Raw genomic sequence first — 6,916 nt, forward strand, 5'->3', positions numbered from 1 at the left:
GCGCGAGGTGCGGCTGATGGTGTGAAGCTTGCCATAAATATTGGCGGGATGCTTTTAGCTTTTATTGCAATTATTTATGCTATTAACTGGTTGTTGGTTGACGGTATCGGCAGCTGGACTGGCCTGAATGACTTTGTTGCCAATAGCACAGGTGGTGTATTTCAAGGATTCTCATTGGAATACATTTTAGGGCAGATATTCAGAGTTTTCGCCTTTATTATGGGGGTTGAATGGGCAGAGACCATTTCAGTCGGTAGCTTACTTGGCCAGAAAATAGTAATTAATGAATTTGTAGCCTATTTGAGTCTGGCTGATATGAAAATGGATGCTGGGTTGAGTGAGAAATCTATCGTGATTGCTACTTATGCACTATGCGGGTTTGCCAATTTTAGCTCTATAGCTATACAAATAGGTGGCATAGGAGGTATGGCACCCAACAGGCAAAGTGATTTGTCTAAATTAGGGCTTAGGGCACTTTTTGCAGCCACATTAGCTACAATGATGACAGCTACTATTGCCGGAGCTTTGTTTGGTTAAAATCATCATGTAACTTCAATATCATGAAGTTTCTAACGTTAACTTTAGTCTTAGTATTCCCTACAGTTTTATGGGCTCAACAAGAGTCTGATAAAATTGAGATAGAAGAACGTATTTCTGAAAAAGAAGTTCCTGCCATTTTAAAGAAACGTGTAACCGAGTTGTTTGCTAAGAGTACTAAAATCAAATGGTATCAGGAAAAGAATGAGTCATATCAAAATTATGAGGCAAAATTAGTAAAGGATAAGCGGAGGTATAGTATTGAGTTTGATACACTGTTTAATGTTAAAGACATTGAGGTAGAGTACGATATGAATGAACTACCTGATGAATCTCGAAAGGGCATAACTGGCTATTTTGAATCAAATTTTGACTCTTATAAAATTAGACGCATTCAATTACAACTATCTGGTGATTTTGAAAGACTTATAAATTATTGTAAGAATGGCTTAATTGATCAATTAAAAATCAGATATGAAATTGAATTTGAAGGAAAAGAAGGTGATTCATTTATATACTATGAGGGGCTATTTGAAAAATCTGGAAGCCTTGTTAATAAACGGCATATCGTATTAAGCACTTCTGATAATATTAGTTATTGATGCACAGGATATCAATAACTATAATATTCTTGTTTTGGTGCACTGGCGTTTTAGCTCAATCAGAGGTAGTATATGGTGGATTTTTTCCAGAAATGGCGATAAGCAAAAATCTCAATACTAATTACACAGCTACTTTTAAGCTAGAGTCTCAACACGGACAGTTTTATGATGATGAGAGTACAGATACGAATTATGATTATTTTCATGATCGTACTGATCTTCAAGGTTTTCTCTCAAGGAACTTAGGGGCGTTTGTTAAAGTCGCTGTCGGTTATCAATATCGGCTGGAAGAAACTGATCCCAACAACCATCGGTCTATTCAACAAATAGCAGTTATTCAACGGTTGTTTGGCTTAAGGCTTGGTCATAGACTGCGGCTCGATCAGACATTCTTTGAAAACGAAAAGAATCAATATCGGATACGCTACAGGTTGTCCTCAGAGATTCCCCTTCAAGGCACTAACCTGGATGTTAGCGAATACTATTTTATAGCGTCTGAAGAAATAATCTATGGCGTGCAGGCAGATGAAGATGATATAGAAAACAGGTTTACAATGGCTATAGGTAATTTAGTAAGTAAAAAGATAAAAATGGAATTGGGCCTGGACTATAGAACAGATCGAATAATCTCTCCGGGAGACAGGCAGCGAATATGGCTCAAATTTGGGGCTTTCTTAACATTGTGAATGACCCGTACTAAAATAGGTTGACGGTTTTATAGATAATTTTAATTAAGACCGAAGGAGTAAATCTTCTTCGGTTTTTTCATGTATAAAGTTAGGTGTTTTATAGTTTAAACTTAGATGAGGTCTGTTGTTATTGTAAGTATTAATGGATTGACTGATTAAAAGCTTAAGCTCCTTTCCTGTGTTACATTTGTAGAGAAGGAACTCTTCTTTGAGTATTCCATTAATTCTTTCTGCCAAAGCATTCTGGTAACAATCATACCCATCGGTCATAGAGGGTATAATTTTGTTTTTGTTTAACTCATCTTGATAGATAGATGAGCAATATTGAAGCCCTCTGTCTGAATGGTGTATTAACTTCTTCATTGTCGTTCTATTTTTAACAGCTTTCTTTAATGCTTTTACAACGTGCTCGGCACTCATGTCATCACTAAGATGATACCCCATTATTTTTCTGCTAAAAGCATCCGTAACTAAAGAAAGATAATGTGTTCTTTCCCTACTTTTTATGTAGGTGATATCACTGACAAAAACTTCTTCAGGAGCGAGTGGAACATTGTCTTTGAGTAGGTTTGGGTGCTTTCTCAGCCAGTGCTTGCTATAGGTGGTTTTGGTATAGTTCTTTCTAGGCCGAATAAGCAAATGTTCAGCTCTTAAATAGTTAAATAAAGCATCTCTACCTACTTTTATGCCTTCACGGACGAAGTCTTCTTTCAATAGATAATATAACTTTCTGGTGCCTACACGGGGCATCTTCATTCTCTCTTTAAGTATCAATGGCTTAATACGAGATAATTCAATACTTCGCTGTAAAGCTCTATGTTTAGCTTGATAAATTGCTTGTCTGCTAATTCCAAACAACCGACAACATCGAGATAAGCTTAATTTTTCTTTTTGTTGTCTGTCTTGGGTTGATTGGATAAATACTTTTTTCTAAGTCCTGCTCCATGATCTCTATCCATAATATCAATCATACCATTGAGAATGTCGTTTTTCAAACGTTCATCGGAGAGCTCACGTTCCAGGCGCTTTATCTTTTGTGCAGGCGTTTCTTTTTTTCTTGGACTGGCCATAAAATGTATTTGCGGATTACTCCAGTTCAAGGTACCATGTTTTCTTAACCAAACCAACACAGTACTACGACCCTGAATGCCGTAGGCTTTTTGTGCTTGTTTATAGGTCATTTCGCCTTTTTCTACCTGATTAATTACTGCTAATTTAAAGCCTACTGTATAATCACGTTGGGTACGCTTTTTATAGTTGGCCTTATTCATGTTGTCCTTTTTCATAATAAGTCGGATTTGTGTCAACTTATTTCAGGACGAGACAGAAACATAAAAAAAGGTGCTTAAAAAGCGCCCTCTCTATTATTAATAAATAATTCTTACACAGTTTCCTTTGTAGTAGGCACCGCAGCTAGAATCTCATCATTTGCATTCTCAGCAAACTTTTCAAAGTTCTTGTTAAATTGATCAGCTAACTTATTTGCTTGTGCATAATAACCCTCATCATCCTTCCATGTGCCTCTTGGGCTCAACACTTCTGTTGGAACTCCAGGGCATTCTTTTGGAATAGCCACGTGGAATACAGAGTGGTTAGTATACTCAACATTATCTAACTGACCATTAAGGGCTGCAGTAATCATTGCTCTCGTTAATGGTAATTTCATTCTACTTCCTTTACCATAAGGACCGCCTGTCCAACCCGTATTAATCAACCAAACATTAACACCAGCTTCCTGCATTTTTTTACTAAGCATTTCCGCATACTTGGTAGGGTGCAATGGCATAAAAGGTGCTCCGAAACAAGCAGAAAATGCTGTTACCGGTTCAGTGATACCTGCTTCAGTTCCAGCTACCTTTGCGGTATATCCTGAAATAAAGTGGAATGCAGCTTGTCCTGGAGTAAGCTTAGAAATTGGAGGCAATACTCCGTAGGCATCGCAGGTAAGGAAGAAGATATTTTTAGGGTTTTTACCAATTGATGGTTTTGCGATGTTATTTATATGATCGATAGGGTAGCTAACTCTGGTATTCTCAGTTTTCGAGCCATCCTTGAAATCAATATCACCATTTTTTAAAACTACGTTTTCAAGAAGGGCACCTTCTTTAATGGCATTATAAATATCTGGCTCTCTTTCTGCTGATAGGTCAATCACTTTTGCATAGCAACCACCTTCAAAGTTGAACACAGTATTCTCATTAGACCAACCATGTTCATCATCGCCAATTAATTGTCTGTTAGGGTCAGCTGAAAGGGTAGTCTTTCCGGTACCAGACAAGCCAAAGAATATGGCTGTATCACCATCTTTGCCCATGTTAGCTGAGCAATGCATCGATAATGTGTTTTTTAGGTGCGGTAATTCAAAATTCAACGCAGAGAAAATTCCTTTCTTGATTTCGCCTGTATAACCAGTACCACCAATAAGCGCTATTTTTCTCTTGAAGTTTAATATGGCAAAGTTGTGTTGTCTCGTTCCATCTACTTCAGGGTTAGCTTTAAATCCAGGTGCGTTAATTACTGTCCAATCAGGTTCGAATGATTTAATTTCTGCTTCAGTAGGTCTTAAGAACATATTGTAGGCAAACATGTTCGACCAAGAGTATTCGTTTACTACTCTAATATTTGTTCTGTAGTTATCATCAGCACATGCGTAAGCATCACGTGCGTAAATTTCTTTACCAGATAAATAATCAACCACTTTATCATATAGTTTGTCAAATTTCTCTGAGTCGAAAGGGATGTTTATGTTACCCCACCAAACTGCATTTTCAGTAATTTCGTCTTTAACTATAAATCTGTCCTTTGGAGATCTACCAGTAAATTCACCGGTATCTACAGAGATAGCTCCTGAATTAGTTCTTGATGCCTGTCCTGCCTCAACCGCAATGTCAGCTAGTTGCTTTGGAGATAAATTCCAGTGTACAATAGCATCTTTAATTCCTAATTGTTCTACAGACGCTTTCTCTGATTTTAATCCTAGTTCCTGCATGGTACTCTTTTTGTTTCTAGATTTTATAAAAAGTAAAGACTGCAAAAGTAGTGAATTAATTATTTCACTAATAGTTAAAATTGATATTTCAATCGTTTGCTTTAACCAGAATCACCGTTTAAATGATGGAGTAGGAGTTGCAAGGTAAGTTTATTTGCTAATCAACTTTAGTAATGTTAGTTTTAGCGGAATTTTTTAAACAAATCAAAACTATATGTCGTCAATTACAATTGATCATCCTGATCATGGTGCAAATGGGAAGCAGCTGTGGGGACATCCCGTTGGCCTTTATTATTTATTCTTTGTAGAGCTTTGGGAGCGATTCAGCTATTATGGTATGCGAGCGTTACTAACACTATATTTAGCGGCACCATTATTAGGTGATAATCCAGGTTTGGGATGGGATGATGCAAGAACATTAAACTTCTACGGGTGGTATACTATGTTGGTCTATTTAGCTTCCATACCTGGTGGATTAATTGCCGACAAATACCTAGGGCAAAAGAAGACGGTTCTATTAGGTGGTATTTTGCTATGTATAGGCCACACTGTACTTGCCGTTGAGGCAATGTGGGCGTTTTATACAGGTATAATTTTTATCATACTTGGAGTGGGTGGATTAAAATCAAATATTTCTACAATGGTAGGTGGATTATACCGACAGGGCGATGATAGACGGGATAAAGGGTTTTATATATTTTATATTGGGATAAACGTAGGTGCATTCATTGGTTCAATTGCCACAGGTTGGGCAGCTGTTCAATATGGATGGCATTATGGTTTTGGCTTGGCAGGTATTGGAATGTTGTTAGGGCAAATCATGTTTATGTACGGTCAAAAACATTTGAAAGGAGTTGGTGAATTTCAAGGAGCTGATGATTCTGAGAATAAAGAGTTAATGAAAAAACCTCTCACCAAAGTTGAAAAAGACAGGATGCTCGTTATGTTTCTGTCTTTCTTAATAATCATTGTTTTTTGGGGAGCATTTGAGCAAGCAGGAGGTTTAATGAATTTATATGCTGAAAATAAAACCGATAGATATTTAGGATTTATTGACTTTACAGTACCTGCTGCATGGTTTCAATCAGTGAATGCTTTTTTCATTATGACATTGGCCACAGGTATAGGATCTTTTTGGTTTTGGTGGAAAAAGAAAGGAAAGGAATCATCTTCACTGTTTAAAATGGCTGTGGGTGTAATTATCATGGGAGCTGGATTCTTATTCATGTCTGGAGCTTCTATGCAGTATCAAGAAACTGGCTCATCAGCTATGTACTGGCTTGTATTGGCATATTTGTTACATACTGTTGGTGAGTTGTGTGCTTCCCCTGTAGCGCTGTCGTTTATTACCAAACTGGCACCGGTTAAGTATGCTTCATTTATGATGGGTGCTTATTTTGCTGCTACTGGAATAGGAAATAAATTAGCTGGTGCCTTAGGGGCCTGGTCCACTACACTTGGGGAATTTGAGTTATTCACAGGCATATTTGTTTTCTGTACTATATTTGGCCTGTTGGTAATCGCTATACTAAAACCATTGAAAAGGTTGACGCATGGTGCCGAAGATGGCTCTACGGATGTTGCAATAGAAGATGAAGGATATTCCAGGCCTGATGTTGTAAAAGAATAGGCTTTTTAATTCTGACTTTAATGATATAAATATTAAATTCATGTCTGATTCTGGCTTAATGATAAGTGCATTTGATATTAAAGAAAAGTACAATCGTTTCTTCTGCGAAGATACGATTTACAGCTATATGGGCGAGTTGAGCAAAGGGCAGCTTGACGATGTACTTGTGCACCTCGAAAAATCATTAAGTGATTCATTATCGTCAAAAATTGCAATTAAGAAAATATACAATATTCTTGTGGAGAGTCTCCAAAATATTTATGGCTACTTAAAAGGCAATAAAGAAAAGGGTCAGTATTTAAAAGCTTTTGTTTTTGTAAACAAATCTGATGCTAGCTATCATATTGCTACAGGCAATTATATGATGCGTAAAGATGTAAGAAGCATCAAATCAAGAATAGAAATCGTAAACTCGTTAGATAGAGATGAACTTAAAGATCTATATAGAGGAGTATTAGATATTGGAGGT

General features: G+C 37.0%; 7 protein-coding genes. 5 read left to right on the forward strand and 2 right to left on the reverse strand.

Going from position 1 to position 6,916, the window contains the following annotated elements; translation table 11 throughout:
• The 3 genes from RLO81_RS03005 to RLO81_RS03015 all read left to right on the forward strand — a co-directional run.
• Positions 1-537, forward strand: a 537-nt coding sequence (locus tag RLO81_RS03005; RefSeq protein ID WP_350107033.1) for a nucleoside transporter C-terminal domain-containing protein, incomplete at its 5' end; no start/stop codon positions are given.
• Between the two features lie 23 nt (positions 538-560).
• Positions 561-1,139, forward strand: a complete 579-nt coding sequence (locus RLO81_RS03010; RefSeq protein WP_350107036.1) for a hypothetical protein — start codon at positions 561-563, stop codon at positions 1,137-1,139.
• A complete protein-coding gene (locus RLO81_RS03015; RefSeq protein WP_350107038.1) occupies positions 1,139-1,825 on the forward strand; it encodes a DUF2490 domain-containing protein in 687 nt (228 codons plus the stop codon). Before RLO81_RS03010 ends, RLO81_RS03015 begins: the two co-directional genes overlap by 1 nt.
• Before the next feature lie 45 nt (positions 1,826-1,870).
• Here RLO81_RS03015 and RLO81_RS03020 read toward each other — a convergent pair.
• Positions 1,871-3,099, reverse strand: a protein-coding gene (locus tag RLO81_RS03020) for an IS3 family transposase (protein ID WP_502880426.1) whose coding sequence is annotated in 2 segments (ribosomal slippage) — positions 1,871-2,742 and positions 2,742-3,099 — 1,230 coding nt in all. Because the reading frame shifts where the segments join, the coding sequence is not laid out codon by codon here.
• Positions 3,100-3,209: 110 nt separating this feature from the next.
• Complete coding sequence (pckA, locus tag RLO81_RS03025) at positions 3,210-4,817, reverse strand: phosphoenolpyruvate carboxykinase (ATP) (RefSeq protein WP_350107041.1); 1,608 nt, start codon at positions 4,815-4,817, stop codon at positions 3,210-3,212.
• A 214-nt stretch (positions 4,818-5,031) separates the two neighbouring features.
• On the opposite strand from pckA, the gene RLO81_RS03030 reads away from it, so the two are divergent.
• Both RLO81_RS03030 and RLO81_RS03035 read left to right on the forward strand, forming a co-directional pair.
• On the forward strand, positions 5,032-6,447 hold the full coding sequence (locus RLO81_RS03030; RefSeq protein WP_350107044.1) for a peptide MFS transporter: 1,416 nt from the start codon (positions 5,032-5,034) through the stop codon (positions 6,445-6,447).
• Between the two features lie 40 nt (positions 6,448-6,487).
• On the forward strand, positions 6,488-6,916 hold a 429-nt coding region (locus tag RLO81_RS03035), incomplete at its 3' end, for a DUF6272 family protein (protein WP_350107047.1).

The organism is Fulvivirga sp. (genome assembly GCF_040220315.1).
Lineage (GTDB): Bacteria > Bacteroidota > Bacteroidia > Cytophagales > Cyclobacteriaceae > Fulvivirga.